25 protein-coding genes and 1 tRNA gene are annotated in these 25919 nt (G+C 69.5%); 10 read left to right on the forward strand and 16 right to left on the reverse strand.

Translation table 11 applies throughout. The features are described from left to right. Positions 1-9: 9 nt before the first annotated feature. Both NE234_RS07410 and NE234_RS07415 read left to right on the forward strand, forming a co-directional pair. The gene (locus NE234_RS07410) at positions 10-486 is read left to right on the forward strand and encodes a hypothetical protein (protein WP_252778107.1); all 477 of its coding nucleotides are present in this window, start codon (positions 10-12) and stop codon (positions 484-486) included. Positions 487-573: 87 nt separating this feature from the next. Next, entirely contained in the window at positions 574-885 is a 312-nt protein-coding gene (locus tag NE234_RS07415) for an inositol monophosphatase family protein (protein ID WP_252778108.1), read from the forward strand. 5 nt (positions 886-890) lie between these two features. Here NE234_RS07415 and NE234_RS07420 read toward each other — a convergent pair whose 3' ends face one another. After that, positions 891-2066 (reverse strand): acyl-CoA thioesterase/bile acid-CoA:amino acid N-acyltransferase family protein, encoded by a 1176-nt coding sequence (locus tag NE234_RS07420; protein ID WP_252778109.1) that lies wholly within the window; start codon positions 2064-2066, stop codon positions 891-893. Between the two features lie 213 nt (positions 2067-2279). Next, positions 2280-2705, reverse strand: coding sequence for a VOC family protein (locus NE234_RS07425; protein WP_252778176.1), 426 nt, complete (start codon positions 2703-2705; stop codon positions 2280-2282). Positions 2706-2833: 128 nt separating this feature from the next. Here NE234_RS07425 and NE234_RS07430 point away from each other — a divergent pair, with 128 nt between their 5' ends. After that, a complete protein-coding gene (locus NE234_RS07430) occupies positions 2834-4447 on the forward strand; it encodes a serine/threonine-protein kinase (protein WP_252778110.1) in 1614 nt (537 codons plus the stop codon). A gap of 9 nt (positions 4448-4456) precedes the next feature. Then, positions 4457-6049: a serine/threonine-protein kinase gene (locus NE234_RS07435; protein ID WP_252778111.1), complete on the forward strand. Its 1593-nt coding sequence runs from the start codon at positions 4457-4459 to the stop codon at positions 6047-6049. A 72-nt stretch (positions 6050-6121) separates the two neighbouring features. On the opposite strand, the gene NE234_RS07440 is transcribed toward NE234_RS07435, so the two are convergent. Further along, positions 6122-7300, reverse strand: coding sequence for a serine hydrolase domain-containing protein (locus NE234_RS07440; protein ID WP_252778112.1), 1179 nt, complete (start codon positions 7298-7300; stop codon positions 6122-6124). A gap of 397 nt (positions 7301-7697) precedes the next feature. Between NE234_RS07440 and NE234_RS44180 the strand changes: the two genes are divergently transcribed. Beyond that, positions 7698-7826, forward strand: a complete 129-nt coding sequence (locus tag NE234_RS44180; protein WP_256528338.1) for a hypothetical protein — start codon at positions 7698-7700, stop codon at positions 7824-7826. Positions 7827-7929: 103 nt separating this feature from the next. Further along, the gene (locus NE234_RS07445) at positions 7930-8604 is read left to right on the forward strand and encodes a hypothetical protein (protein WP_252778113.1); all 675 of its coding nucleotides are present in this window, start codon (positions 7930-7932) and stop codon (positions 8602-8604) included. Positions 8605-8887: 283 nt separating this feature from the next. Here NE234_RS07445 and NE234_RS07450 read toward each other — a convergent pair whose 3' ends face one another. The 6 genes from NE234_RS07450 to NE234_RS07475 form a co-directional block, all read right to left on the reverse strand. Continuing rightward, complete coding sequence (locus NE234_RS07450; RefSeq protein ID WP_252778114.1) at positions 8888-10117, reverse strand: arylsulfotransferase family protein; 1230 nt, start codon at positions 10115-10117, stop codon at positions 8888-8890. A gap of 312 nt (positions 10118-10429) precedes the next feature. Next, positions 10430-12238 (reverse strand): ABC transporter ATP-binding protein, encoded by a 1809-nt coding sequence (locus NE234_RS07455; protein WP_252778115.1) that lies wholly within the window; start codon positions 12236-12238, stop codon positions 10430-10432. 466 nt (positions 12239-12704) lie between these two features. Beyond that, positions 12705-14585: an asparagine synthase-related protein gene (locus NE234_RS07460; protein WP_252778116.1), complete on the reverse strand. Its 1881-nt coding sequence runs from the start codon at positions 14583-14585 to the stop codon at positions 12705-12707. Positions 14586-14603: 18 nt separating this feature from the next. Next, positions 14604-15365 carry a lasso peptide biosynthesis B2 protein gene (locus NE234_RS07465; protein WP_252778117.1) on the reverse strand — a complete coding sequence of 254 codons (762 nt, stop codon included), beginning with the start codon at positions 15363-15365 and terminating at the stop codon, positions 14604-14606. A gap of 166 nt (positions 15366-15531) precedes the next feature. After that, positions 15532-15876: a transposase gene (locus NE234_RS07470; protein WP_252778118.1), complete on the reverse strand. Its 345-nt coding sequence runs from the start codon at positions 15874-15876 to the stop codon at positions 15532-15534. A gap of 30 nt (positions 15877-15906) precedes the next feature. Then, positions 15907-15982 (reverse strand) — tRNA-Thr (locus NE234_RS07475). Positions 15983-16117: 135 nt separating this feature from the next. Between NE234_RS07475 and NE234_RS07480 the strand changes: the two genes are divergently transcribed. Together NE234_RS07480 and NE234_RS07485 are read left to right on the forward strand one after the other, a co-directional pair. Next, positions 16118-16729: a TetR/AcrR family transcriptional regulator gene (locus tag NE234_RS07480; protein ID WP_252778119.1), complete on the forward strand. Its 612-nt coding sequence runs from the start codon at positions 16118-16120 to the stop codon at positions 16727-16729. Further along, complete coding sequence (locus NE234_RS07485; RefSeq protein WP_252778120.1) at positions 16726-17637, forward strand: SDR family oxidoreductase; 912 nt, start codon at positions 16726-16728, stop codon at positions 17635-17637. Before NE234_RS07480 ends, NE234_RS07485 begins: the two co-directional genes overlap by 4 nt. 53 nt (positions 17638-17690) lie before the next feature. On the opposite strand, the gene rlmB is transcribed toward NE234_RS07485, so the two are convergent. The 4 genes from rlmB to NE234_RS07505 all read right to left on the reverse strand — a co-directional run bounded on the left by rlmB (position 17691) and on the right by NE234_RS07505 (position 21831). Continuing rightward, positions 17691-18602 carry a 23S rRNA (guanosine(2251)-2'-O)-methyltransferase RlmB gene (gene rlmB / locus NE234_RS07490; protein WP_252778121.1) on the reverse strand — a complete coding sequence of 304 codons (912 nt, stop codon included), beginning with the start codon at positions 18600-18602 and terminating at the stop codon, positions 17691-17693. A 73-nt stretch (positions 18603-18675) separates the two neighbouring features. Next, on the reverse strand, positions 18676-19440 hold the full coding sequence (locus NE234_RS45030; protein ID WP_308206853.1) for a Clp protease N-terminal domain-containing protein: 765 nt from the start codon (positions 19438-19440) through the stop codon (positions 18676-18678). A 131-nt stretch (positions 19441-19571) separates the two neighbouring features. Next, entirely contained in the window at positions 19572-20963 is a 1392-nt protein-coding gene (cysS, locus tag NE234_RS07500) for a cysteine--tRNA ligase (RefSeq protein WP_252778122.1), read from the reverse strand. 52 nt (positions 20964-21015) lie between these two features. After that, entirely contained in the window at positions 21016-21831 is an 816-nt protein-coding gene (locus NE234_RS07505; RefSeq protein WP_252778123.1) for a DUF6585 family protein, read from the reverse strand. Positions 21832-22067: 236 nt separating this feature from the next. Between NE234_RS07505 and NE234_RS07510 the strand changes: the two genes are divergently transcribed. Beyond that, entirely contained in the window at positions 22068-23477 is a 1410-nt protein-coding gene (locus NE234_RS07510; RefSeq protein ID WP_252778124.1) for a DUF2637 domain-containing protein, read from the forward strand. Positions 23478-23632: 155 nt separating this feature from the next. Here NE234_RS07510 and NE234_RS07515 read toward each other — a convergent pair whose 3' ends face one another. Together NE234_RS07515 and NE234_RS07520 are read right to left on the reverse strand one after the other, a co-directional pair. Next, positions 23633-23851, reverse strand: coding sequence for a hypothetical protein (locus NE234_RS07515; protein WP_252778125.1), 219 nt, complete (start codon positions 23849-23851; stop codon positions 23633-23635). A gap of 41 nt (positions 23852-23892) precedes the next feature. Next, positions 23893-24078 (reverse strand): hypothetical protein, encoded by a 186-nt coding sequence (locus NE234_RS07520; RefSeq protein ID WP_252778126.1) that lies wholly within the window; start codon positions 24076-24078, stop codon positions 23893-23895. 131 nt (positions 24079-24209) lie between these two features. Here NE234_RS07520 and fahA point away from each other — a divergent pair, with 131 nt between their 5' ends. After that, positions 24210-25415, forward strand: coding sequence for a fumarylacetoacetase (gene fahA, locus NE234_RS07525; RefSeq protein ID WP_252778177.1), 1206 nt, complete (start codon positions 24210-24212; stop codon positions 25413-25415). Between the two features lie 22 nt (positions 25416-25437). Here fahA and ispF read toward each other — a convergent pair whose 3' ends face one another. Beyond that, positions 25438-25899: a 2-C-methyl-D-erythritol 2,4-cyclodiphosphate synthase gene (gene ispF / locus NE234_RS07530; RefSeq protein ID WP_252778127.1), complete on the reverse strand. Its 462-nt coding sequence runs from the start codon at positions 25897-25899 to the stop codon at positions 25438-25440. Positions 25900-25919 lie beyond the last annotated feature (20 nt).

Raw genomic sequence — 25919 nt, forward strand, 5'->3', positions numbered from 1 at the left:
ACGGATCACTTGAGGACCAGTCACCTGTTAGCGGCACTCGGCATCCTGGCCGGCGGCATCACGGCCGCTCCGAGCGCGGCCGGCGCCGACGCCATCGTTCCCATCGGGCCCGACCAGGGGTTCCACGGCCTCGTGAACGGCGCGCACGACAAAGCGGTGATCAAGATGGTCTGTCCCGGCCCGGCCTATCCGGACCAGACCGGTCATCCCGTCGCAGGTCAGACCCTGGCAGTGGCCCCGGGTGCCGTCTCGACGAAGGGCGGCGGGTACACCGGCAGCCTGGGCACCTCCGTCGCCGTCGCCCTCTCCGCGGTGTCCACCGGCGAGCCGATCGTGTTCCACGCCTACAACGTCCCGCAGGACATCCCGACGTCGATCTCGCTGCCCTGCTACGGCACTGGCACCATCCGGTTCGTCCCCCTGCCCACGAGCGGGACCGCCGTCCCCGACGACGTCACCGTCACCTTCGTCAACATCGCCGTCTGACACCGACCCGGACCGCGGTGAAAGGGCCGTCTCCGCGGTGGTGGAGGTGCGGGCTATCCTGCGCGGACGTCGATCACGGACGATCAGTTGGCTCTGACGGCGGCGCAGGCGGGAGCCGCCGTCGTGCATGACATGTACGGGGCATCGCCGGCGCGCTTCGACAAGGGCGCCTGGGTCGCGGCCGGGCGGCGGGCCGCGTACGTCACCGACGGCCATCTGCGGGACAGCGTGCATTTCGCCGCCGGCATCGCGTTGTGCCAGGCGGCCGGCTGCGTGGTGACCGGCATCCACGGTCAGCCGCTGCACACCGGCCCGGGCGGGCTCGTCGTGGCGGCAGACCGGGAGACGCACACGGCGTTGCTGGACCTCATCGGCGACCGGCTCCCGCCCGGCCGGTAGGTCTGTCAGCCTCCCATCGCCGCCAGGAAGGCGAGCGTCTTCGGCCAGCCTTCCGCCTGTGCGGCGGCGTCCGCGGCGCGGGTACCGCCGTTCTCGATGAACTCTCCGGCGGTCGCGTTCCAAAAGCGGACGCCCGTCGGGAGGTAGGGGAAGGTGCCGACCTGGTGGCCCGCTCCGGGATACACCAGTGCCTGGTGCGGGATGCGGTTGTGCTCGCGGTCGAGTTCGGTCACGATCTGCCGGGCCGAGGCCGCCGAGGCCCAGACCGCGTCCCGGTCCCCGGCGATCGCCAGGACCGGGCCGTCGATGTGGTCGAGAGGGATGGAGTCCTGCGGTATCGGCCGGCCGTGCCACGTCCAGGCGCTCCCTCCGGTCCCGTGGGCGCCGATGCCCGGGTTGACCCTGTTCGACGGCGAGTACACGATGACGCCGTGGATCAGGTCGGGATAGAACTGACCGAGCAGCAGGGCCGCCTCCGTACCGCGCGAGTAGCCGCTGGCCACCACGTGCGCCGGGTCGACTCCCGGTTGAGCGGCGAGCGAACGGGCCGCCCGGGCGAAGTACTCCAGCGGGATGTCGGTGAGGCTGCCGGGCAGGCCCGGATCGCGGAAGTAGGCCAGGGAGAGCGCCGGATGGCCGTGTGAGGCGAGCAGGGCGGCCTCGTAGTCCCCGAACTTGCCGCCTTCGGAACCGCCGAACAGCAGCACCGCGGGGTGGCGGCCCCCGCCCGCCGGCGGCAGGAACAGGTCGCCGTCCACCTTGTCCGCCGCGAGCGTGAAGCTCTTGTGGGTGACGCCGGGGGTGAGCCACTGCCGGGTCAGTGTCCTCGTCGCCAGCCGATGGCCGTGCGCGGTGACGGTGATCTGCACGCTGTAGGAGGGCGACCTCTCCGGAGGCAGGGGGTGGAAGACCCGCTCGTCGGGGTCGCCGCCGGGCGGGGCCATCGACCAGAACAGCCCCATCCCGTCGGCACCGGTGTACGTGCCGGAGCGCGGGCGGGCGTGGTCGAGATCGACCGTCCCGTGGCCGTCCGCGCGGAACACGGCCCGGCTGCGCCATTCCCCCTCGGCGTAGTCCCGTGCCGCCGCGCTCACCTCGACGGTGTCGTGGGGTGCGAGACCGCGGATCGCGAGGTGGATCGGCCGATCGGCCAAGGCGACCGGGGCGTCGACTCCGATCACGGCACGGTCGCTGTGCCGCGGGCCGCACCCCGTCACCATGCAGCCGACCGCGATGGCTAAAACCCCGAGTGCCCGATTTCTTAACCGCATCCCATTCCCCCTGATGACCGGGTCCGCGAAATGACGATATAACGCTGATTCGACGCGGCCACGGCGATCCCCCGGCAGTGTCGGCGGGGGACTCTACGGTGGGGTCGGCACCGAGGCGGCGCGTCAGCCGATCTGTTCGGCCAGGGCGACGATGATGCCGGCGGGGCCTCGGAGGTAGCAGAGCCGGAAGATGCTCTCGTACTGCGCCACCTCACCGAGGAGTTCGGCGCCGTGGGGCCGCAGGCGGGCGATGGTGTCGTCGATGTCGTCGACGGCGAACATGACGCGGTGCAGGCCCAGTGTGTTGGGCGGCGGGTTCTCCGGCTCGGCGCCGACGGCGGCGGGGTGGTGGTACTTCGTCAGCTCCAGCTTGCTGTGGCCGTCCGGGGTCCGCATCATCGCGATGTCGCTCCGGACGCCGTCGAGTCCGACGGTGTGGTCGGCGAAAAGGCCTTCGATCTGCGCCTTGCCTTCCAACTCCATGCCGAGCTCGGTGAAGAACGCGACGGCCGCGTCCAGGTCGTCGACGACGATGGCGACGTTGTCCATCCGCTGAATGGTCACGGTCCCCGAGCATAGGCCGCGGTGAGCCGCCGGTTCTCCGCAACGCCGTACACCTTGATGCTCTTCGTGGTGGAATGTCGGGCAGTCGTTTGAAGATCGTTCGGGGAGAGGCGTTGCCGGGTGAGCTGAGCCTGGAGGCTGGGCTACTGCTGGCCCGGCGGTACCGGCTGGACGCCCCCATCGGCGCAGGCGCCATGGGTCAGGTGTGGCGTGGGGTCGATCTCGGCCTGAACCGGCCGATCGCCATCAAGATCCTCCCGTCGCACGTGGCGCAGGACCAGACCGGAGTCGCGCGGTTCCGCCGGGAGGCCGAATCCGCCGCCGGTCTGCAGCACCCCGGCATCTGCGCGGTCTTCGACATCGACCTCCACGGTTCCGTGATGTTCCTCGTGATGGAACTCCTCCAGGGATCCGACCTGGCCCGCGTCGTCGCGGCGCATCCCGGCGGGCTGCCGATCGACCAGGCGGTGGGACTGGCGGAACAGATCACCGACGCGCTCGCGGTGGCGCACGCACGCGGTGTCGTCCACCGGGACATCAAACCGGCGAACCTGTTCCTGCAGCAGGACGGCCGGGTGAAGATCTGCGACTTCGGCATCGCTCGGCTGGCCGACCGTACGACGCTGACGGCCACGGGTGGGCTGCTCGGCACGCCTCGTTACATGGCGCCAGAGGAGTTCCGCGGCGTGCCGGCCGACGACCGCGCCGACCTCTATGCGCTCGGCGGGGTGCTGTACGAGTTGTTCACGGGGAGGCCCGCGTTCGACACGGACGACCCGGGACTCGCTTCGATCATGTACAAGCACCTCAACGAGGCGCCCCTGCCGTTGCGTTCACACCGTCCGGACATCCCCGTTCACCTCGAACGACTGGTCCTGGACCTGTTGGCCAAGTCAGCCGACCAGAGGCCCGTCAGCGCCGCCGCCGTACGGGACTTCCTGCGCCGGTCCGGGCACACCGCCGTTCCTCCCGCCGGGCCGCCGCCGTACCTGCGCCCGCAGCCGCCCACCGTGGATCAGGTCCCGGGGACGCCGACGGTCACCACGCCCTCCGCCGTGCCGAAGAGCCGGAAGCGCGTTGTCGCCGCCGTCGGTGGCGTGCTGGGAGCGGCGCTGCTCACGGCCGGGGCCCTCACGCTGCCGAGCGCCTTCGGCGGCGACGGCTCGAAGCCGAAGACGACGGCTACTGCGCATCCGTCCTCCACCGGACTTCGGACGCTCCGCCCGAACGGTGACACGGTGCCCGGCCAGGCCGGTCCCGGCACCTGGAAACAACTCGGCCAGATGGCCGTCGTGCCCGTCATCCAGGGGATGCGCACGGATGCGGTGGGAGTGACCGTGACCTCGATCGTCAAGGGGTCGAAGGCCGACCTGGCCCCCCTGGCGTTGTCGCGTTCGGTCAAGGACAAGACCCCGTACTACGTCCACTTCTCGCTGACCAATCTCGGGCCCGATGACCCTTATATGACCTTCAATCCCACGTACGCGATGCACGGGGCCGACTCCGCGGGCGCTTCCGTCGGCGACACCATCACGTCGAGGGATACGAAGTCATACCCCAGCCAGTGTCGCCCGGTCGTCATCGAAGACGGCGGGTTCCGTCACGGCGCCCGTTACGACACCTGCACGGTCATCCTGAATCCCCGATCCGGGGACATCACCACGGTGCAGTGGTGCCAGGAACCCTACGACTTCGGCAAGGACCAGGGCATTTACTGGAAGCGATGAGGGGCGATCATGCGGAGTACCTTGGGCCGGCAACCCGGTGAGGCGCTGGCCGGGCGGTACCGTCTCGACGCGGTGACCGGCGGCCTCGGCGCCGGGGCCGGTGAGGTATGGCGCGCGTTCGACCTTCGGCTGAACCGGGTCGTCACCGTCAAGACCTTCGCCGCACCGGCCGCCACCGACCAGGCAGGCGTCGCCGCGTTCCGTCGCCAGGCCGAGAAGGCGGCGGCGGTGCGGCATCCCGTGGTCGAGGCGATGCTGGACATCGGGACCGCCGAGTCCCCGGTGTTCCTCGTGACCGAGTACCTCGAAGGGCAGGACCTGAAGGCGGTCCTGGCCGCTCAGGGCGGCGGGCTGCCGGTCGGGCAGGTCACCAGAGTGGCCGAACAGGTCCTCGACGCCATGGCGGCCGCGCACGCCCAGGGCGTCGTTCACGGTGGCCTCACGTCCGCCGATCTGTTCCTGCTCGACAACGGGGACGTGAGGCTCTGCAACCTGGGCGTCGGCGTGACGCGGACGGGCGCCGCCGACCCTCGTGCCGATCTGTACGCCCTCGGCCGCGTCCTCTACGAACTGCTGACCGGCGCACCGCCGGCGGAGTCGTCCCCCGTACCGCCGGCGTCCCGCCGCGCCGACGTCCCCCCGTACCTCGACCGTCTGGTGCTGGATCTCCTGGCCGAGGACCCTGCCGCACGGCCGCAGAGCGCGGCCGCCGCCCTCGCGGTTCTCCGCGCGTCGATGGGGCCCGCTCTTGCGCCCACGGCCAATTGGGCACCGGCGAGTCCCTCGGGACCGGGCTCGACCGTCAACGACGGTGTGCCGATCGGGGCCGCGAGCAAGAGCGGCCGGGGGCGTCTCCTGGCGGAGATCGCGGGGGCCGTCGTGCTGGTGGCGGCCGCGGCGGCCGGTGGGTATCTCGTGCACGGCGGTACGGCCGCCAAGGCGCCGTCGCGCCCGGCGGCCGGCAGATCCACCGTGGGCACCACCGCCCCGGCACCGCCCGGTGCCGGCCCGAAATCGCCGCCGCTGGTCCCGGGTTGGCAGGTCGTGGTCGCGCCCAACTTCGGCGTGGTGTACGACGTCCCGCCGGGGTGGAAGGTCGAGGATCCCGGCACCGGTGTGGGCCTCACCGACGCCAGCGGAAATGTCGCCGTCGGTTCGAACGGTGTCGCCGACATCAGCCAGAACGGTCCCCACTACTCCGACTGCACGATCGTCCAGTCGGGGCTGCTCGGTGGCGCGGGCATCACCTCGGCGACCGCAGGCCAGCTGCAGTCCCTCGAGGTGACCGCCGCCCACAACGCCGTCCAATGGGCGAACTTCGGTTACCAGCACGGAGGCGTGCTTCCCCGGACGGTGGAAGCGCCCGCGGAACACGCGAGGATCGGCGGTCTCCAGGCCGTGGTGCAGAAGGTCGTGGCCACGACGAAGGGTGGCAAGGGGACCGCGTGCGAACCGAACGGGGGCACGGTGTACGCCGCGACGTTCGCCTCCCGGCAGGGCGCGCCGGTGACCTTCTACGTCTACTCCAACAGCACCGGCCCGGGGAGCGTGAGCGACAAGAGGCTGCGGCAGATCGTCGACACGATTCGTCCGCTGGCGTGACTCCCGCGGGGCCGGTCACGGCCGTCACGGCGGTGACGGCCCAGGCATGGGTGAACGCGATCCGGAACGCCTTCAGCGGGTGCCGCAGAAGGCGGTGTCGACCGTGCTCTGGATCGCGTCCAGGATCTGTGGGGTGTGGGGGTCGGAGAGGTCGCGCAGCGTCACGGACAGGGTGATGCCCCGACGGCCGTCGGCGGTGTGCAGGCTCTGGCTGCCGTAGCCGACGATGCCTCCGTCGTAGCCCCAGACCGTGACGCCGCACGGGAGTCGTGAGCTGTCGATGCCCAGCCCGTCCGCCTCCCCGGCCGGGCCGCTGCCGGGAATCGGGACCGTCTTCTCCATCTCGGCGAGCCACCTCGCGGGCAGCAGCCGGCCGCCGAGCAGCGCGGCGTAGAACCGGTCGAGATCGCCGGTGGTCGAGATCATCGCGCCCGCGGATCCCGCGATCGAGGGGTTCATCCGGGTGATGTCCACGGCCCGGCCGTCGATCTCCATGTATCCGTGCGCGTGCGGGCCGGGAATGCCGGGGTCGTGGTCGGGCACGGTCGTCTCGTGCAGCCCCAACGGCCGTACGATCCGGCGGGTGACCTCGTCGTGCCAGGACCGGCCGGTGACCTTTTCGATGATCAGACCGGCCAGCACGTAGTTCGTGTTCGAATAGTGCCAGCCCTCGCCGGGCGGGAAGTACCGCGGAAGCGCGACGCCGCTGCGGGCGAGCCGTTCGGCCGGGAACGTGTGGAATCGCACCTTCTCCAGGAACTCGCGGCCGGAGATCGGATAGGTCGTGGTGTCATCGAGGTAATCGGCGATCCCCGAGGTGTGGTTCAGGAGCCGCCGCAGCGTGATGTGCCGCCCGCCGGGCACCAGGCCGGGCAGGTACCGCTCGACCGGGTCGTCCAGGCCCACTCTTCCCTGCGCGGCGAGCTGGAGCAGGACCGTCGCGGTGAACGACTTGGTGATGCTCCCGATCCGGAACCGCCCCCGCCGGGGCACCGGCTGCGCGCCGCCCAGCCGGGCGTGCCCACTGACACCCCGCCACCGGCCGTCGGTGCCGACCACTTCGGCCTGCACCCCCACCGCTCCCGCGGCCGTCACCGCGTCCAGCGACCGCTGCAGCCGCTCCCCCCGGGCCGGCGAGACCGGCGCCCGGCCACCTGCGGCACCGGCCGAAGTGATCGGCGCCGCCAGCGCGGCCAGGCAGGCCGCCCACACCGTCACGGTCCGCCACCGGGCCTTCGCACGTGCGTCCATCAGACACCTCCTGTGAGTACGTCGAATGCCACGGCAGCACTCAACGCCCCCACGGCCCGCGGCGGCGTCACCATGCCGGGGGAACCTGGGTCTCCCTCCGTGGCGTGATGACACGGCAGCAACGGATACCGCAGCGGGAGCCGGAAGCATCGCAGCGATTTCTGTTCCCGAGGAGATAACAAGGATATGACGCTACCTCGGGGCCATATTCGACCACCCCGGCCCGACTTCCACTTTGGTGGTATTGACAGGCTGATAACGAGTCGGATAATCGCGCGAGTCCCGAGCTGAATAATGTCGCAGTGAGTGACGATTCACTATGGACCCATGAGACAGAGATCAGTTATTTTGACCTGAAGTAATTCCCTCTTGTTGAAGGAGACGATTCATAGTGCGCATGGGGAAGATCACGGTGGCTGCTCTCATGGTCGGCGCCACGGTGGCGGCGGTCGGGCCGCTGGCGGCACCTGCCGACGCTGGGACCCCGACGATCGACGGCGTCGACGTCGAAGCCAGCGCCGCTTGATCTCAGGCCAGGACCGAAGGTCAAGTAGCGCCCCCGGCGCCGGCCCTGAATCGGGCCAGGTCCCCCAAGCCCGACGCCAAGAGAAGCGGAAGGAGCCGCCGAGATGTCCCGCCGGACCTCGAACCTTTTCACTGTCGCAGTCCTGAGTCTTGGCATGGCGGCCGGCACCGACGCATGCGGTTCGTCGCATCCGCCCGTCACCGAGCCGGCCACTCCCACGCATGCGAAGCCGTCGTCCACGCCGACCGGGCCACGGTACAAGGCGATCGGTAACGTCTGCGCGCTGCTCTCCGACCAGGTCGCGTCGACGTACATCACCGCGCCCAAGAGCGCCGGAGGCACGCACTCCAGTGACTCGTCCGAGACGAGCCGCGACTGCACATGGTCGACGAACTGGAACGGGCGGAAGGCACCGCGCGGTGCCGGCTCCATCAACGCCACCATCATCTGGCACTACGACTCGCCGTACGGGGAGACAGGCACCCAGCTCGCCCAGAGCGACTACCGGAATATGTTCCGCACCAACAAGCCCTCGGGTCCGCTATCGAACACCACTCCGATACCCGGAGCCGACGAGTCTTGGAGCTCGGTGAAGATGGGGAGCGGCGCCCCTGCGGACGAGCCCGACGGCAGCAGCGCCGGACTCGACGCGCGACGCGGCAATGTCGTGCTCGTACTCGGCTACAGCCGAGGTGACATCAGCATGCCCCAGATGAACACCGCCGTGCGGCGGCTCGGTCAATATCTACTCGCCCAGGCGACGGCCGTCCCCGCATAACAACGCCCATCCCGGCCGTTGCACGACACATCCGGAACGTCCGCGGCGCCTTCGGTTCTCTCAACGTGTCAGCGGCAGGCTGACTACCGATGAGAGCGAAATAGGCAACGTTGCCGATATCTCGACGGTCTGCGGTGACGGTGAATTCCGTGTGAGCACGGCAAGAGCGCGACTCTCCGCCGACACTTAGCGATCTCGAGCGCGTGCCGCCGGTAGTGACATCGTCGGGCACGAGTTGCGGATTCAGGGCACCACATTGATGCGCCTGTTCACAGCAGCCGTGTCAGCGAACTCTCCTGGCACGGGTTACCGACGGGCCCACTGGCCCGCGCAGCTGCGGCCGCCTACGAGGAGCGCCGGTGTCGAGCACCGTGCCGTTGGCATCCAGCGCCTGGACCTGGACGTACGGCGCCGAAGCAGACGCGCCGGGTAACGCGATGGCCGTGTCGAGTCCGTTCCACGCCGCCTCCGCGACCGGTTTCATCGCGTTCTGTGTCGGACCGGCGAGGACGCGCCAGCGAGCGACGCCCGTCGCGCCGTTCCAGACCGCGTGCACGACGTCGCCCCGAGTGATCACGATGGGTGGTGTGCTCGGCCGGCCGTTCCACGGCGCCCGGTACATCCGGTACGAGATCACGCCCCTGGGTAGCGAGGCGTCGAACAGGCGGCTTCCGTCGGGGGAGAACTCCGAGATCCGGCCGATCGAGCCCCAGCTCACCGCGGTGTTGCCGTTCGGTAGTTCCTGCGCGCCCCCTTGGATGACGGCGGACATGTGCTGGGGTTGAATGATCTGCCTGACGAGTGTGGCGGTCTTGCCCACGGGATCGATCTTGATCCAGGCGACGCGCGACGCGTGTGGCTCCGGGAGGGTTCCGTTGTCGAAGACCCTGATCAGGTTTTCGCCGGCCCAGTGCGCGTCGTGTTGTCCACAGAACCGCACCCCGGGTCCGAGCCGGAATGTGCTGTTACGCCCGCCCAGTCTCCAGATGATCCGCCCGGTCCACCGGTCGACCTTGTAGATGGTGCACGTCTTCATGGCCGAGACGAGCAGGTTGCCGTCGCGGTCCTCCTCGACCGAGTTGAGGTGGAGGGAGTCGTGAGGACGGTCTCCCGCCTTGGTCGTGGGACGATAGCTCTCAGTGATCGGTATGTGGTCAAGAGCGCTCCAGCGCCAGAGGGTCTTGCCGGTCGCGACGTCGACCTCCCTGAGGATCCCGTCGCGGATGGTGTCGTTTCTCGTGCCGCCGACCGATGTCAGATCCATATGCCGGCTCTGGGCGTCGGTGAGCAGCGCGGTGCCCCTCGGGGTGAGCTGGAACTCGTGCGGGTCGGCGATGCCCTTGACCGTGGCGATGACGTGATAGCGCGCATCGGCGATGTACGCGGTGCCGGTGTAAGTGAACGGGCGGCTCACGATGGCGCCCTGCAACCAGGTCAGCACCGGTCGCCCTCGGTAGCGCTGGACGCGCAGGTCGGTCGCGAATTGTCCAGAGAGGGCCGGCCTGAACCACACCGGCCTTCCCCGCCCGTCGAGGATTTCGGCACCGTGCAGCGCCGCGGGTGGATGACGTTGCGGAGTTATCAATATCATGCCCGGTGCCGTCCCCAGCCGGTTCCGCAGAACGTGGAGCTCGGGCACGACCGGAAGGGGCGGACTCGTGGTGCCGGCGCCCGCCGACACGGCACGCGGTGATGCGGCATCGATCGCGCTCAGGCCGAGCACGGACAACGCCACCGCCTCGCCTAGCACGAGAACGGGCAGTCGGGGCTTCCTATAACCCATGCGTTCCCCCTGGTGGCTGGACGGCCTCTTCAGCAGGGACCGTCAGGCTCCACTACTTCGCGCGGTGTCCAGATACTGGGTGGCGGCCAGTTCGGCGTACAGGGAGTTGGTGGCGAGAAGGTCGGCATGACTGCCGATCGCCTCTATCCGGCCGGCGTCCATGACGATGATGCGGTCGGCTTGCGCGATGGTGGACAGCCGGTGCGCGACGACCAGCACGGTGGTGGTGCGGGCGGCCTCGGCGACGGTATCGCGCAGCGCGGCCTCGTTGACCGCGTCGAGTTGTGAGGTCACCTCATCGAGAAGCAGGAGTCTCGGACGGCGCAGCAGGGCCCGGGCGATGGCCACCCGCTGGCGTTGCCCTCCGGACAGTTCGATGCCATGGGGCCCTACCTCTGTGTCCAGTCCGAGAGGAAGGCGCTCGATCATGTCGTCGAGGCGTGTGGCGTGCAGAACGTCGCGCAATGCGTCGTTCCCGGCGAGCGGGGCTCCGAGGAGCAGGTTCTCACGCAAGGTCCCCGACAGCACGGGCGTATCTTGCTCGACGTAGCCGATGAGGGCGCGGAGCCGGGCGACCGGCCATGCGGTGACGTCAATGCCGTCGATGAGGACCCGCCCGGAGTCGGCTTCGTAGAACCGTTCGAGGAGCGAGAAGATGGTGGTCTTGCCGGCACCGGACGGGCCGACGATGGCGGTCATGCCCAGCGCCGGAATCGCGAAAGAGACATCGTGGTGCACCTTCGGTGCGTCCTGTCGGTAGCGGAAGTGCACACCTTCGAACGCCACCGCGGCCGGGGCGGGGCCTGCGCTCCCGCCGCCGCTGGAGTTGCGGCCGGCCCGGCCAAGGCCGTTGGGGCCGTGGCCGTGACGGGGCCCTGCCGACGGGCCGGCGGATTCGCGGGGCAGCTCCTCGACTTCGCGGATGCGAGTGACCGCCCCGACACCGATCTGGTAGCCGGTGACCGCTTTCACCAACTGCTGTACCGCTGGTAGCAGGTAGTACACATACAGCAGAACCGCGATCAAAGTGCCGACATCGATGGCGCCGGAGGCCACCCGTGCTCCCCCGACGCCGAGCACCGTGAGGAAGGCGATCTGTGTCGAGAGCCCCGCCACGTTGCCGGCGAGGGCCTCCCATTTGCCGGCGCACAAGCCGTTCTGCCAGGCATGGACGGCGGCAGCGTGAATGCGTTCACCTTCAGCCTGCTCGGCGCCAGAGGCTTTGACCGTTCGGAACGCGCCGAGCGTCCGTTCCAAGGCCGCACTCATCAGCCCCACGGATCGTTGTGCCTGATGAGTGGCGTGCCTTATCCGTGGCGATATCACACCGATCACCGACCAGACCAGCGCGAGCACGGCCAGGGTGACGCCCAGGAGCACCGGATCCAGCAGTGCCATCATGAAGAGCGTGGCGAGTATGGTGAGGCCGCCCGTGACCGAGCCGATGAGAGACGCCGTCGTGACCATGCGCAGCAGGGTGGTGTCGGAGGTGATCCGGGAGATCAGATCACCCGGTTCGGCGTGATCCACGGCGGCGACCCGGAGTCGAAGCAGTCGCGACACCATCCGCCTGCGTGCGGACAGCACCACCGACTCCGCGGTACGCCGCAGCACGTAGTCGGCGAGGGCTCCGATCCCGGCGCTCACCAGCACCAGGGCGGTCATGAACAGCAACGTCGCCGTCAGGGCTCGATGATGCGAGAGATCGTCGATGAGCCTCCGCGTGATCAGTGGGAGCACAAGACCGACCGCCCCGCTGAGAAGACTCAGTACGCCACCCGAGAGGAGGGCGAGGCGATGCGGCCGCACATAATCGAGCAACGCCCGCCACGCGGCCGAGTGATCGTTCATTCACTTCGCCCCCTCAGTTTGCTGATAGCCCAGAGAACGGCGAATAGGATCGGAACGTAAATGTGGAACCAGTGATCAACACACCAAATGGCGGAAGGGATTGCGATCAGGTTTTAACCGCAACCCCTTCCAACTTATTGAAGCGCGATCCGAGCAAATCACCACCATCCGTCATAAGAGTAGGCCGGCGTTGAGACGTACCACCAGGCATACGTATCCGTGTGATCGCCGGATCTTTCGCCTGACATCAGCTCCACTGCCCTTCCGATAGGAAGGATCCGGGGAGGTCGATACTCGACGTTGCTCATCATTCCCTCCTGCTGGATGTCGACGTACCTTTTCCTCGATCGTATGCGTAAAGTGGCACACCGTCTAGCATGATCGGACCACTTTACCTACGATTTGGCGCAGAGTTGTCCCTAACTTTTAGCTCGCTAGATATACTCCGCTCTATCCGCATGAACGGTCATGCAGGCGGAGATTCGGCGATGTCGGCGATATTCGTGCTTTGAGATCTCCGAGACGAGAGAGGAATCTCGTTTTCAGTACTCAGCCAGCTGATCAACGAAAGTGTGATATTGAGGCGCTGTAGGTTTCGTGGAGTCGCTCCCACCAACCCAGCTTGTTCGAGCGCGCTGGAAAGGGTGTCTGGATCGAACATCTCCCAAGCATCGCCTGGAGCCTGGCGGATCAGCTTTTGAAGGACCGGTTCGTTGCGCGCCAAGCCCAAGTAGTAAACCTCATCAAAGCCTACCTTGGTCTTTCGCGTGAGAACGATTTCGGGAAGCGTGCCCTCCATTGCGGCAGCAAGGACTGGTTTGATTCTTCCCGGAACCGGGCGTATCCGAGCCTGCATCCCCAACCCAAGAGCGAGGACCCGCGGATCCAGGAATGGGTGCGCAATCGAGATTCCCAGAGGCGCCCCCACCGACCATCGAAACGTGTCGCCGGCTCGCTGCTCGATCAAGTCGATGGCCAAAGACAGAGCGGTCTGAGAACACCGGCGGTACCTACGTTGCAGGTTTGCCGTGGTCCGTTCCCGCAACTCGTTCCGGCGCGCGAATCCTGGCCTGATCCATTGAGGAATTGTGGCGTCCGTTTGCCGGCTGAGCCGCTTCTCGTTTCGACGATGGAATAGAGGCAGTCGCCACGCCGATGTAATCGGTTCGACCCCATATTGCTGCAGGATGCTCCACGGGTCACGGTTGTACGTATGCGCCCATATGTGGACCTGCCTCCATGTCTCCCGCAACCTTCTGCTGCGCAGCAAGTCTGCCAGATAGTATGGCTGGAAAACGTGGACCTCGTCAGCCCCAAGGCCTGTGAGTAGGGTCAGGCACCTTTCTTGGACGGCTGCATCAAGAGTGCATCGGCTTATCGGAATGCTCCACAGTCCCCCATACGGCTCGTCATAGAGCGGAGGATCTTCGAAAGAATCGAAGAAGAGAACCTCATCTGCGGCGACCTTGTGCGCGCATATGTTCCCTTCACCGCGAAGAACCGCATCGATATAGAGTTGCTCCTTCGAGAGAAGAGGTAGCTGCTCGTATACCAACGACAGGGTATGCAGAGGATACTCGCCCGCTCCAGAGCGGATCAGATCTCGGGCGAGCAAAGATATCGAGGTGGAGTCTATTCCTCCGGACAGATGAGCCATCGTGCGTCCCCGGATCCGCTCCCGGGTCGCCGCGGTGAGCATAGGAAGATACTCCTCAGCGATTTCCTCCGGAACATCTGAACCCGGATCTGCGATCTTGGACGTCCAATCGAAGCACTTGCGCCGCGCTACCTCTCCTCCTGGAACTCCCATGACTACCGCTGTCCCCGGAAGTACGCGCAGGATCTCTGCGTACGCGCACCCTTCTGTCGGTTCTTCATCATGAGGCATCAACGCCATCAGGAACTCGGCAATGTATTCGTAGTTGAGGTGCCGCGACTTCTGCTCGGCCGTTAGTACGCTCATTTCAGTGGAGAACAATTGCCGATCCGGTCGGTTCATCCAGAACAGGGGATACCCGCCCATCGGATCACGGCTTCCGATCAAACGCCGGTCCTTCGCATCCCAAATTACGAGTGCGAAGTCTCCCTCCAGGAGATCGAGTGCCGATATCCCCATATCCCGATAGGCGGCGAGCGCGAGTTCTGCGTCGTTCTCGTACAGGACCGGCGGTACCGATTTGATTCTTGCCATGAGGTCCTGTTTGTAATAGAGCGAGCCCATGAGCACCGCAAGGTCGCCATTCCTGCGGGTCCATGATGTCAGACCTGATGGTTGCCCCGAATGAAGGAGCGCAACCTGAGCTCGAATCCTGCCCGATCGGCGAATAACAGTAAATCCCGGCGCCATTACCCGCCTCCATCATGATTATGCGTAGCGTGCAACAGGCGTGTAGTTTCGGCAGGTGTACTCATCGTCGCCGACGAAAACGCCGTCCAATTCGCACCAACAATGGAATGCCACGGGGTACGCCACTCCCACGACCAGCGTCGGCCGCAGACCCTGGTCACGGAGGAGGGCCCAAGAGCACAAAGCCTGGTCTTTGCAGTCGAGGGGCAGCGGATAGTGGGCTCTGAATCGACGGATCGTTTCCCCGATGAAGCCTGCCAGTCGTCGCCGATCCGGGGCGGTATCAGCAGATGTCGGACGCTCCCGGTAGCAGGCCTGCCATGTCGCAACCGCCCGTGGCCAGCCGAGCATCCGGACAGAGACGTAGGACAGGGTCATCAAGGCTGCCATGCGGATATTGATCGAACGAGTCCTGGCGTGGGTTGCTCGCAGCGACGCCAGTACGATCCGAGAAAGTATCGCCGATCGCCGGCGTGCCGGTCGAGAGCTTCCATGGGATCGACGGATAAGGCCCTTCTCTGTCAAGTCCCGCAGGAACGAGTCGAGATCTTCACGCACGACCGAGAGAGGTACCGAATACCTGAGCGCCGATTTATTGGCCGCCGAGGTGGTGTCGCCGTCGAGGATGTCGTGCAGCATCTCCACTGCCGTGTTCGAGAGGGCGTGGAACTCTCCGTCGAGATCCAACAGCTGTCCCGTTCCATCGGGGAGCCTCAGTAATATCACGTTCGGCGGCAATTGATATTCGTTGCCCGCGCCTCGGAAGACTTGGATGCTCATATCGCTTTCCACGGCACCCCACTCACCTGTCTGAGTGACTATGGGTTTTCGGTTTTCACCTGCCCGTCCTGTACTCGGTGCGCGTTCCTGAGGAGAAAGTTTGACCAGAAGACCTCCTGGTTTGTCTGATATACCCAGATATAAGCCCTTCCGTCCACCGCTAACGTCAAAACATGGTCATGCCTTCCGACAGGATCGATTGTTTGCCCCCGGAGATCGCTGGGAAAACGCTGATCTTCAACCAGCGTCGGCGGGCGTGCCGGGTAAGGCGTGCGGGCAGGCGCCAGAGCCAGTGACGGAGGGAATCGGGTACGGCGTCTGGGAGGTCGGCCTGGTCATGCAGGCCGAGGCGCCGGGTCCAGGCGTCCAGATCGGCGGCGAGGCCGGCCGCCAGGACCCGGCCGGAGCCGGTGGTCCAGGATTTCGACGGCAGGTTCGCAGACCCATGGCGGGGATGTGCTCGGCCGAGGCCGTTGCCATCGCCGTTGCTGTCGTCGCGCCCGGGGCGCACGGCGCTCGGGGCCTTCTGGCTGGTCAGGGGTGGAGCCTCCGGCCGGGATCGAACCGGCGACCTGCCGCTTACAAGGCGGACGCTCTGCCAGCTGAGCTACGGAGGCGTGCTGCTTTCGCAGCCTCACCACGATAGCGCGTATACGCCGCGAGTCAGACTCCGTTCCTGGCGCGTTCCCCTCTTCACCCCCTCGATCGTACGGCGCCTGGCATCAGTTAATGAACCGTGGTTCAATAACGGCGTGGCACGGCCGAGGAAGTTCACCGATGAACGTCTGCTGACGGCCGCCGGGGCGGTGATCAGCCGGCTGGGGCCGGGGTTCACGCTGGCGGACGTCGCGCGGGAGGCCGGGGTCGCCGTGGGGACGGTGGCGCAGCGGTTCGGGTCCAAGCACGGGCTCCTGGCGGCGATGACCAGGACGGCGGTGGGGTCCGTTCGGGAGGGCATGCGCGCGGCCGCGGAGGCGGGCGGCGATCCCGTGCTCGTGGTGGTCGACGTGCTGGTCGGCGCGTTCGCGCCGTTGGACGACCCCGCACGGGCGGCCAACAACCTGGCGCAGCTGGCCGTCGATCTGGCCGATGAGGAGTTGCGCGGGCTGCTGGCGGACCTGCACGCGGCCCTGGAGGAGGGGCTGGTCCCCCTCCTCGACCGGGCGGTGCGGGAGGGCCGGCTGCCCGCGGCGCCTCCTCCCGCGGTGGCCGCGCGGATCCTGGCCGCGGTCACCGACGGCACCGCGCTGCACTGGTCGGCGCGACCGTCGGGAAGCCTCCGCGACCGGCTGCGTACCGACCTCGGCGCGGTGCTCGCCGGCTGGTGCCGCGATTCGGAAGCGACGATCGAGGAGGGTATGTGACCGGTCCGTTGAAGGGACACGTCGCGCTGGTCACCGGGGGCACCCGGGGAGCCGGTCGCGGCATGGCGGTCGAGCTGGGCGCGGCCGGTGCGACGGTGTACGTCACCGGCCGCACGACGCGGCAGGCGCGCAGCCCACTGGGCCGTCCCGAGACGATCGAGGAGACCGCCGAGCTGGTCACGGAGGCGGGCGGCCGGGGCATTCCGGTGCGCTGCGACCACATGGTCCCCGCCGACGTACGGGCGTTGGTCCAGCGGATCGAGGAGGAGCAGGGCGGCCGTCTGGACGTCCTCGTCGACGACACCTGGGGCGGCGACCAGTGGGTCGAGTGGAAGCCGCTCTGGGAGCACGACCTGGACAACGGCCTGCGGGCGCTCCGCAACGGCCTGGAGACCCATCTGATCACGCTGCACACGGTCCTCCCCCTGCTCGTGCGGCGGGGGCGGGGGCTGGTCGTCGAGGTCACCGACGGGGACGACATGTTCAACGACCGCTACCGGGGCTCGATGTTCTTCGACATGGTGAAGGTGGCGATCACGCGGCTCGGCAAGATGCTGCGCGACGAGCTGGCCCCGCACGGGGTCACGTCACTGTCGCTGACGCCCGGGTTCCTGCGGTCGGAGGAGGTCCTGGAGCACTTCGGCGTCACCGAGGAGAACTGGCGGGACGGGATCGCCAAGGACCAGTGGTTCGCGATCTCGGAGACGCCGCGGTACATCGGGCGGGCGGTCGCCGCGCTGGCCGCCGACCCGGAGGTCGCCCGCTGGTCCGGCAGGGCGCTGTCGTCCGGGGTGCTGGCCAAGCACTACGGGTTCACCGACCTCGACGGCTCGCAGCCGGAGGCGAGCCGTTTCTTCGAGGAGGTCTACTTCGGTAAGAAGGACGCCCCCGTCGAGGACTATCGCTGACTTGGTGCCGAGGTTCTTCGTCGCCGTGGGCGCGAAGAACCTCGGCGCTGATGTCAGGAGCGGCGGCGGGAGATCTCGTACATGGCGATGCCCGCCGCGACGCCGGCGTTCAGGGACTCGGCCTTCGGGCCCATGGGGATGTTGATCAGCAGGTCGCAGGTCTCGGCGACGAGCCGCGACAGGCCCTTGCCCTCCGAGCCGACGACGAGCACGAGCGGGCCGCTCGCGGCCTCCAGGTCGCCGACGCCGACCGCGCCCCGGGCGTCGAGACCCGCGACGAACAGGCCGGCGTTCTGGTACGACTTCAGGGTCCGTACGAGGTTCGTGGCGCGGGCGACCGGGACCGAGGCGAGGGTGCCGGCGGAGGTCTTCCACGCTCCGGCGGTCACGCCGGCCGCGCGGCGCTCGGGGACGAGCACGCCGTTCGCGCCGAACGCGGCGGCCGACCGGACGATCGCCCCCAGGTTGCGCGGGTCGGTCACCCCGTCGAGGGCCACGATGAGCTGGGGGGTGCCGCGCTGCAGCAGGTCGTCGGGGTGCGCGTAGCGGTACTCCGGAACCTGCAGGACGATGCCCTGGTGCACGGCCCGGTCGGTCATCCGGTCGAGCTCGGTCCGGCCGGCCTCGAGCAGCGGCACACCGGCGTCCGTGGCGAGCTTGATGGACTCGCGGACGCGGTCGTCGGACGCGCCGGTCATGACGTAGAGGGCGCTCGCCGGGATGCCCGCGCGCAGGGCCTCGACGACCGGGTTACGGCCGGTGACCAGCTCGGGTCCTTCGGGCGCGGATCGCCGGCCGGTGCGCTCGGCGGGAGCGGACGACGAGGGCGTACGGCGCGAGCCGACGGTGGCCGTGCCGGTCCGCGTCGCCGACTTGGCGGCACGGGCGGCCTGCCGATTGCCGTACCAGTGCCGGTCCTCGGCCTTCGGGGTGTGACTCGGCCCCTTCTTGCGACGCTTCGCCATGGTCTGCCCTCCGCTGGTGCACAGGGCGCTGTCCCGCCCCCAGAACGGGCGATCTTTCGCCCCCCACCAGACTCTACGCGGAACCGGGACCCGGACCGTCCCGAAGGAGCCGCTCGATGCGCTCCAGACGGTGCTCAATGGCACTCAGGCGACGTTCGATCGCCGTCTCCGGCGGCTGCGGCCCCGCCGATCGCGCCCCCTCGCCCGTCGCGTGCCCGGCCGCCGACCGCGGCCCCTGCCCCGTCAGGCGCTCGGCCGCCGACCGCGGGCCCTCCCCCGTCAGGCGCTCGGCCGCCGACCGCGGGCCCTCCCCCGCCGGGCTCACGGCCCACGGGCCCTCCTCCCCCGCCGGCCGTACCGGGGGTTCCGTCGACGGCTCGTCAGGGAGCGGCTCGGGGCCGCGGAGGAAGGTCATGACGTCGCGGCGCAGTTCGAGGGTGTCGACGCCGCACCGTCGGAGGATCCGGGCGCCGGTGCCCTCGGTCTCCCGCATGAGGCCGAGGAGGATGTGCTCGCTGCGGATGTAGTCGTGGCCGGACTGCAGCGCCTCGCGCAGCGACAGTTCGAGGACCTTCTTGGCGCGCGGGGTGAACGGCACCTCGGTGTCGGGCGGCGCCGTGCCCCTCCCGACGAGTTCCTCGACGTCCCCGCGCGCGGTGTCGAGGGTGAGGCCCGCGGCGTCGAGGGCGCGCACCGCGCCGTCGGTGTCGCCGCGCAGCAGACCGAGGAGGAGATGCTCGGTGCCGATGTGCCCGTGTTCGAGGGCGTGGGCCTCTTCCTGGGCGTGGACGACGACTCGTCGGGCGGTGTCGGTGAACCGCTCCAACACGTGCACCACCTCGGCAGGGGAGGTACGGCCCGGCCGGGGCGGCCGGTGGGTCCCGATCTCCCCGAACCGTACGTCCCCACCGGAACGGCACGCTTAACCGGATCGGGGGCCCCATCCCCGTTGCCCGTCCCGGCGTGCGGTCAGGAGCGCTTGAGCTCCCAGCGGGGACCGCGCGGGGTGTCCTCGATGACGATGCCGGCGGCGGTCAGGCCGTCGCGGATGGCGTCCGCGGCGGCGTAGTCCTTACGGGCGCGGGCCGCCTGCCGCTGCTCCAGGGCCACCGACACCAGCGCGTCGACGACGTCGCGGAGGTCGCCGGCCGCGCCCTCCCACTGCTCCGACAGCGGGTCGAGGCCGAGGACGCCGAGCATGGCGCGCACCTCGCCGAGGACGCGGGTCACGGTGTCCTTGTCGCCGGTGGCGAGCGCGGTGTTGCCCTCGCGGACCGCCTCGTGCACGACGGCCAGCGCCTGCGGCACGCCGAGGTCGTCGTTCATCGCGTCGGTGAACGGGGCCGGCAGGGCACCGGGCTCGACCCGCCCGGCCAGCTCGACGGCGCGGGTCACGAACCCCTCGACGCGCTGGTAGGCCACCGCGGCCTCGCGGAGCGCCTCGTCGGAGTAGTCGATGATCGACCGGTAGTGCGCGGCGGCGAGGTAGTAGCGGACCTCGACCGGCCGGGCGCGGTCGAGCAGATCGGTGAGCAGCACGACGTTGCCGACGGACTTGCTCATCTTCTCGCCGTTCACGGTGAGCAGGCCGTTGTGCAGCCAGTAGCGGGCGAACCCGTCACCGGCCGCGCTCGACTGCGCGAGCTCGTTCTCGTGGTGCGGGAAGATCAGGTCGACGCCGCCGCCGTGGATGTCGAACGTCGCGCCGAGGTACTTGGTCGACATCGCCGAGCACTCGAGGTGCCAGCCGGGACGGCCGGGGCCCCAGGGCGTCTCCCAGCTCGGCTCGCCCGGCTTGGCGCCCTTCCACAGCGCGAAGTCGCGCGGGTCGCGCTTGGCCGCCTCGTTGGGGGTGTCCCCGGCCGGGCGCATGCTGTCGAGCCGCTGGTTGGACAGCGCGCCGTAGTGCTCGGCCCAGGACGCCACGTCGAAGTAGACGTCGCCCTCGACGGTGTACGCGTGGCCGGCCTCGATGAGGCGGCGCATCAGCACGATCATCTCGGGGACGTGGCCCGTCGCGCGCGGCTCGATGGTCGGCGGCAGGCAGCCGAGCGCGTCGTAGCCGCGGCCGAAGACGCGCTGGTTGGCCTCGGCCACCGCGAACCACGGGACGCCGGTCTCCGCCGAGACCCGGATGATCTTGTCGTCGATGTCGGTGATGTTCCGGACGAACGTCACGTCGTACCCGGAGGCGAGCAGCCAGCGGTAGACGAGGTCGTAGATCACGCCGGACCGCATGTGCCCGATGTGCGGAGCGGCCTGCGGGGTGGCACCACAGACGTAGATCCCCGCCCGGCCCGCCTGCAGCGGGACGAATTCGCGGATGCCACGGGTACCGGTGTCGTATAGGCGCAGGCTCACGCGTAAGAGGCTATTCGATGCCGGTCGTCTCCCGTGACTGAAATCGCGTCCCTCACCCATTCATTGACCTCACCGATCGTCCGCCGTTCCCGTCCGCCCGTGCGTCGCCGCGCAACCGCCGCGTCAACTCGCCGAACGCCACGGCGTTCGGGACCTCCGCGGCGATCGCCGTCAGCCCCGCCGGGCGGTCGGAGCGGTCGACGTGGACCATTCCGCCCTCGATCTCCACCCGGTCGACGTTCTCCCAGGGGACGTGCTCGCCGTCCTTGGCGATGCCCCGGCGGGTGACGCTGAACGGCCCGAGGCGCACCTTGCCACCGGCCTCGACGCGGGACAGGTACGTCGGCAGCACTCGTTCGGTCACCTCGCGGGACACGGTCTCGACCAGTTCGCGGGCGCCGGGGACGTCCCCGTCGATCAGGGCCTCCCCCTCGGTCCCGGCCCGGCCGGACAGCGTCAGGTGCCACGTGGCCACGCCGGTCGCGGCCGACCGTACGCCGGAGACGCGCAACTCCGTGACGGCGTCCCAGGCGAACGGGGTCACCGCGCGCCAGGAGGACAGCACGACGCCGTTCTCGAACAGGTGGACGGTCGTCGGGCTCTGTCCCGGCAGGACCTCCCGGACGAGGACGCGGCCGGCCGCGCCGAGGTACGCGGCGGTGAGCAGCAGGGAGAGCCCGGACGCCCAGCCGAAGCCGTCGAGCAGGAACGCGACGGCGAAGGGCAGCAGCACGAGACCCGGCAGGCCCAGCAGCACGAGCCACGTGCGGGACCGCCGGTCGGCGGACCGGGGACGGTACACGGCCCGGAACTCGCCGAGCCGCGCGTCCTCGGCGGCCCGGCGGACCCGAGCCGGGAGATCGGCCACGGTCCCCGTTTTCACCATGAAGAGGGAAGAATCTGACATACGACCGCCCGCATACCCACCAGCGGGCGCCTTGAAGCCGGAGCGCCGGATCCGGCCACTTCCCCGGTCCCGATCGGACGCGGCCCGGACCCCTCCCGCGCCGAGCCGGGCGACACGCGGGCGCGCGGTGAGAGCAGGAGCACGTTGATCCGGTCAAGATAAGGGAACCCTCCGAGACGATGGTTGGCTTCCCTGCTATGAGTGACTCCCCCGCTCCGTACTCCACGGCGCAGCGGCGGCTGCTGACGGCGGCCGGCGGCGTCGGCGTCGCGGCGCTGGCCGGCGCGACGTTCGTGCTGTCCTACGACGACCTGCGAGCGCTCGCCCTCCAGGGCGGCGCGGACCGGCACCGGGCGTTCCTGTACCCCGGCATGGTCGACGGCCTGATCGTCGTGGTGATCCTGTCGATCCTCACCGCGCGCCGGTCCGCCTGGTGGGCGCGCGCGATCCGCTGGCTGCTGCTCCTCGCACTGATCGTCGGCGCCGGCGCGGCCGGGGTCGAACGCGCGGTCCACGGCTACGGCGGCCTGCCCCGCACGTGGCTGTCCGGAGGGGTCGCGGCGGCGCCCTGGGTGATCCTCGCCGTCGCCGTCTGGCTGTGGCTCTCCATGATCAAGCAGCTCGTACGGACCCGGCGGCGCGACGCCGTGCCACCGGCGGCCCCCACGGCCCCCTCGGCCCCGGAGTCCCCGCCCGACACGACGGACGGCGACCGGGCGTTCATCCCCGGTCTCGGGGACGAGGCGTACGCCGAGACCCGGCCGCTCCCACGCCCGGCCCCGCCCCTCGCCCTGGAGCCCGGCCACGACGCCGTACGGGACCGGCCGCACGAGAGCGCGGTGACGACCGCGTCGGACGAACACCGGCCCGAACCCGGGACCGCACCCGGCCGGGAGACCGACCCGGACCTCCGACCGGCCGGGGCGCGCCACGACGGCGTCGCGGAGGCGGACGGAGAACCGGAGACCGCACCGGAGCGGACCCGCGAGGACCGGATCCCCCTGCCCCGCCCGGCCGCGCCCGTCGCAGCGGATCCGGAACCGGCGCTCCCACCCGAACTGGAGCGGCAGGCAGATCGCGCGTGGCAGCCCGGCCCCGCCCTGCCCCCGGGCGCGGAGCCCGCGGCCGGGCAGGACACCGGCGAGACCTCCCGGCCCGCGGAACGCACCGAGCCGGACGACGACCTCGTACCGGATACCGACGCGGAGGTGATGGTGCCCGTGCCGAACACGCCCGTGGACCCCGAGCAGGAAGAGCCTCCACCGCGTTGGGTGGCCCGGACCTCGCTGCCGACCGACGTGCGGCTGGTCGGGCCGCCGCAGACCGGGCGGCTCGGCGACACGCAGCCGGACGGGATCAGGCTCCGCGACACCGATCCGGACGGCATCCCGATACCCGGTGTGGCCGGCGAGACGCCCGCCGGTGAGCAGGAGGACGCGTACGCCGACGACCGGGCCGAAAACCCGGACGCCGACGACGACGGACCGTGGAGCCCGCCCGAGGGCGGGCGTCCGGCCGGTTCCGGGAGCGCCTCCGACGAGGAGGACGTGGCGTCGACGCCGCCGTCGAGCACGTTCCGCAGCTCTCCCACTCCGCCGCGGGGCTGACCCGTCCAGGGCCGCGCGTGCGGCCGAGCCCCCGGCAGGGCCGCCCGGCCGCGTCACCGGCGCGCTCGCGATCGACTCGTCCCCTGGGCCGGGCTCCCGGCGGGGACGCTCGGCCGTGTCACCGGCGCGCTCGCGGGCCGGCTCCTCGCCAGCCGTCACCCGGTCGTCCCAGCGCACCCCCACCGCAGGAAGAACGGCGACCACAGCAGGAGATCCCAGCGCGCCAGACTGCGGAAGATCACCGCACCGGCGCCGAAGGCCGCCGGCATCACCGCAAGTCCCGCCAGCATCGCTTTACGCGGCAGTCGCCGCCCGAGCGAGGTGACCGTGGCGAGCGCCACGCACGCGCCGAGCAGGCCGGTCGCGGTCGCCATCCACTGCGCCGTCTGCCGCGTCCCCGAAGTAGTGCTCCTTCTCAGCGGCCGACATCGGCGGCCCGCCGGGGAACCCCAGCCAGGACTGCGCCGCGAACGCGGCCTTGCCCGCCGGGGAACCCCAGCCGAGACCGCGCCGCGAACGCGGCCGTGCCCGCCGCGTACCGCAGGAGCAGCACCGCGACCGCGAATCCAGGCCGGCGTCGCGGCCGCTCGAACAGAACCATGGCCGTGACCGTAGCCAGCGCGCGTCGGACGCCGATTCCCGAAGACGAGGGGGGACTGCTCACCCGCGAGAGGGAGGATGACCGACTGCGTGGGTCCTTTCGGACCTCCGGGCGCGCCTGGAAAGGTAGGGATCATGGAAACGTGGGTCGACGTGCCCGAGGGCAGCGGATTCGGGATCCAGAACCTGCCGTACGGCGTGTTCTCCCGGCGCGGCGAGCCGCCGCGGGTGGGGGTCGCCATCGGTGATCAGGTGCTGGACCTGGCCGGACTCGCGGCGGCGGGGCTGCTCGCCGACCGGCGGTGGTTCGCCGCCGAAACGCTCAACGTGTTCATGTCCGCCGGACGCCCCGCCTGGGAGGCGACCCGGGACCGTCTGACCGCGCTGCTCACCGATTCGGAGCACCGAGACCGGGTCGAGCCGCACCTGGTCCCGCTGAGCGAGGTGAAGCTGCACCTGCCGTTCGAGGTCGCCGACTACGTCGACTTCTACTCCTCGCGCGACCACGCGACGAACGTCGGCCGGATCTTCCGGCCGGACGCCGCAGCGCTGCCGCCCAACTGGCTGCACCTGCCGATCGGGTACCACGGCCGGTCCGGCACCGTCGTGCCGTCCGGGACGCCGATCGTACGGCCGCGCGGGCAGCGCAGGACCGAGGACGGGCCGGTGTTCGGGCCCTCGCTCAAGCTGGACATCGAGGCGGAGGTCGGCTTCGTCGTGGGCGTGCCCTCGGAACTGGGTCGACCCGTGCCGACGACCGGGTTCCGCGACCACGTGTTCGGCTTCGTGCTGGTGAACGACTGGAGCGCCCGCGACATCCAGGCGTGGGAGTACCAGCCGCTCGGGCCGTTCCTCGGCAAGTCCTTCGCGACGTCGATCTCGCCGTGGGTGGTGCCCCTGGCGGCCCTCGAGAGCGCCCGTACGGCCCCGCCGGCCCAGGATCCGCAGCCGTTGCCGTACCTGCGCTGTGACGAGCCCTGGGGGCTGGATCTGACTCTGGAGGTCGAGCTGAACGGGCACGTGGTGAGCCGCCCGCCGTTCGCGACGATGTACTGGACCGCGCCGCAGCAGCTCGCGCACGCGACCGTGAACGGCGCGGCGCTGCGCACCGGTGACCTGATGGCCTCGGGGACGGTGTCCGGGCCGGAACGGGGCCAGCGCGGCTGCCTGATCGAGCTCACCTGGGACGGCCGCGAGCCGCTGGAGCTCCCCAACGGGCGCCGGGCCTACCTGGAGGACGGCGACACCGTACGGATCCGGGCGACCGCGAGCGGGCCCGGCGGCGTGCCGATCGGGTTCGGCGAGGTCGCGGGAGCCGTCCTGCCGGCACTCCACTGACCCCGCGCTTTGCGCCGAGGATTCAGACGAGGACGAGGGCCGTGGCGATGGCGGCCAGGCCCTCTCCGCGGCCGGTGAGGCCCAGCCCGTCCGTCGTGGTGCCGGCCACGCTGACCGGGATGCCGCCGAGCGCCTCGCTCAGCGTCTTCTGCGCCTCCGCGCGGCGCTTGCCGATCCGCGGGCGTACGCCGATGACCTGGATCGAGACGTTGCCGATCGCGTAGCCGGCCGCCGTGATGCGGCGGTCGACCTCACGCAGGAGCTCGACGCCGGAGGCGCCCGCCCAGCGCGGGTCGGCGGTGCCGAAGACCGCGCCCAGATCGCCGAGACCGGCGGCCGACAGCAGCGCGTCGCAGGCCGCGTGCGCCGCCACGTCGCCGTCGGAGTGTCCCGCGAGACCGTCGCCCTCGTCGGACCAGTCGAGGCCCGCCACCCGGAGTGGACGGCCGGAAGCGAACGGGTGGACGTCGACTCCGACGCCCACCCGTGGAAACCGAGTCGCCA

This window comes from Actinoallomurus rhizosphaericola (assembly GCF_024055675.1).
GTDB classification, from domain to species: Bacteria; Actinomycetota; Actinomycetes; order Streptosporangiales; family Streptosporangiaceae; genus Actinoallomurus; species Actinoallomurus soli.

Excerpts from the sequence above, each read along its gene's own strand:
- rlmB (WP_252778121.1), bottom strand. The coding sequence starts at position 18,602 with ATGGCGAAGCGTCGCAAGAAGGGGCCGAGTCACACCCCGAAGGCCGAG.
- NE234_RS07445 (WP_252778113.1), top strand. The coding sequence starts at position 7,930 with ATGTCCCGCCGGACCTCGAACCTTTTCACTGTCGCAGTCCTGAGTCTT.
- NE234_RS07425 (WP_252778176.1), bottom strand. The coding sequence starts at position 2,705 with ATGGACAACGTCGCCATCGTCGTCGACGACCTGGACGCGGCCGTCGCG.
- NE234_RS07460 (WP_252778116.1), bottom strand. The coding sequence starts at position 14,585 with ATGGCGCCGGGATTTACTGTTATTCGCCGATCGGGCAGGATTCGAGCT.
- NE234_RS07465 (WP_252778117.1), bottom strand. The coding sequence starts at position 15,365 with ATGAGCATCCAAGTCTTCCGAGGCGCGGGCAACGAATATCAATTGCCG.
- NE234_RS07520 (WP_252778126.1), bottom strand. The coding sequence starts at position 24,078 with ATGGTTCTGTTCGAGCGGCCGCGACGCCGGCCTGGATTCGCGGTCGCG.
- NE234_RS07455 (WP_252778115.1), bottom strand. The coding sequence starts at position 12,238 with ATGAACGATCACTCGGCCGCGTGGCGGGCGTTGCTCGATTATGTGCGG.
- NE234_RS07440 (WP_252778112.1), bottom strand. The coding sequence starts at position 7,300 with ATGGACGCACGTGCGAAGGCCCGGTGGCGGACCGTGACGGTGTGGGCG.
- NE234_RS07515 (WP_252778125.1), bottom strand. The coding sequence starts at position 23,851 with ATGGCGACCGCGACCGGCCTGCTCGGCGCGTGCGTGGCGCTCGCCACG.
- NE234_RS07435 (WP_252778111.1), top strand. The coding sequence starts at position 4,457 with ATGCGGAGTACCTTGGGCCGGCAACCCGGTGAGGCGCTGGCCGGGCGG.
- NE234_RS07510 (WP_252778124.1), top strand. The coding sequence starts at position 22,068 with ATGAGTGACTCCCCCGCTCCGTACTCCACGGCGCAGCGGCGGCTGCTG.
- NE234_RS44180 (WP_256528338.1), top strand. The coding sequence starts at position 7,698 with ATGGGGAAGATCACGGTGGCTGCTCTCATGGTCGGCGCCACGGTGGCG.